The sequence below is a fragment of the Bacillus sp. HNG genome (assembly GCF_003400205.1).
Classification (GTDB): domain Bacteria; phylum Bacillota; class Bacilli; order Bacillales; family Bacillaceae_L; genus Ferdinandcohnia.
Window position 1 is genome coordinate 1 of record NZ_QUQV01000046.1, and the last position, 1,756, is coordinate 1,756.

1 protein-coding gene is annotated in these 1,756 nt (G+C 36.5%); it reads left to right on the forward strand.

What is annotated here, in order from left to right:
• The first annotated feature begins 257 nt into the window (after positions 1-257).
• Complete coding sequence (locus tag DZB84_RS24550) at positions 258-1,352, forward strand: L-dopachrome tautomerase-related protein (protein WP_061794307.1); 1,095 nt, start codon at positions 258-260, stop codon at positions 1,350-1,352.
• Positions 1,353-1,756: the final 404 nt, after the last annotated feature.

A 1,756-nucleotide genomic window follows, 5' to 3' on the forward strand; every position in this document is an offset into this window, starting at 1 on the left:
TTGCATGTGAAAAATGTGGGGGTGAAATGTATCCTGAGTATTATAAAGGGGTACATGGCATAGAGTACAAATTATCGGATATTCTCTAACCATGAAAAGGACCGGGCTATGCCCGGTTTTTCTTATTCCGACCGACTTTAGTTGTTGAATCGATAGAGGTTAATGTTTTATAGAAAAAAACTTATTAAGAAACATGCACTAGAAAAAATATAAATCATATATAGGTGATATCCCGTTTGATGCTTAAGGAGGATATGATGATACCTATGTTACCTAGTGAAAAATATTTCGGTAATTTTGAACTGGTTTATCCATTTTATGGGGCTATGCCTACAGGTGTTACTGTTTCAGAAACCGGTCGTATTTTCATTTGCTTCCCGAAATGGGGAGACGATGTTAAATTTACGGTGGCGGAAATTGTTGAGGATAAATTGCAGCCTTATCCTAATTTACAAACCAATTTGGTTAACCCCGAGAATTTTACAAGGACTTTTATCAGTGTCCAAAGTGTAGTTGCTGATGGAAGGGGAACACTTTGGGTATTAGATACAGCTGCACCCAATTTTTCTGAACCTATTAAAGGGGGGGCAAAATTAGTCGCTGTTGATCTAGAAACGAATACAATAAGAAAAGTATATACCTTTACAGAAGATGTTGTCCTGCCTACAACTTATTTGAATGATGTCCGTTTTGATTTTCGTGTTGGAAAAGCAGGGTATGCTTATATAACGGATTCTTCTTCAACAGGACCAGGAGCTATAATCGTCGTAGATTTAGCAGATGGAAACGCCTTCAGACGGTTAAATGGGGCAAATTCAACTTCACCCGATCCCTATTTTATACCGAAAGTAGAAGGAAAAGTATTAATGAATCGAAATAAAGATGGCAGTACTTCTCCATTTAGACTGGCTTCTGACGGTATTGCGATTTCGCCTGATGGAAGGGTATTATTTTTTTGTCCACTAACCAGTCGTCATCTGTTCTCGATCACAACAGAAGCCCTGAGAGACAGAAGCATACCGGACATGGAATTACCTTATCATGTGGAGTATTGGGGAGAAAAAGGTGCATCTGATGGAATGATCACTGATGCAAAGGGAACTGTTTATGCTGGAGATTATGAACACAACTGTATCCGCAAGATATTGCCAAATGGCACAATGGAAACGATCATACATGACCCGAGAATGTTGTGGCCGGATACTTTTTCAATTGGTCCGGATCAATATTTGTATGTCATTGTGAACCAATTACATCGACAGCCTAGATTTCATTATGGAAAAGACTTACGACAGAAACCTTATAGTTTACTTCGTATCAAAATTGATGAATTTCCTGCTCCGACCTTTTGATAATAAATAAACTTAAAATTAGGAACAGTTTATTTGGTAAATGTTAAACTGTTCCTGGAAATTTTTATAATGTTGGTAAGTTCAATTCTGTATTTATATTTCGGACTTACGATATATCTGGTTGAACATTTTTTTGTACATGAAAAAAGGACCGCAGCAGCCATCATCCCCAGCTACACAAATTAATGAATTCCTCCCATTTATGAATTTTACCGATTATAAAAAACCTTAAAGAATGTTTCCTCCTATTTTTGGAACAATACAATTGATTGTATTAGGGGTACAGCCAACATTTCGGAAATTTTGTACGCTAAGCAAAATTCGATATAGAAATAGCCAAATACCTGTACGTTAAGGAATTTGGCTTTATATGTTATAGGTTAATTTTTATTTAATGGTCTTAG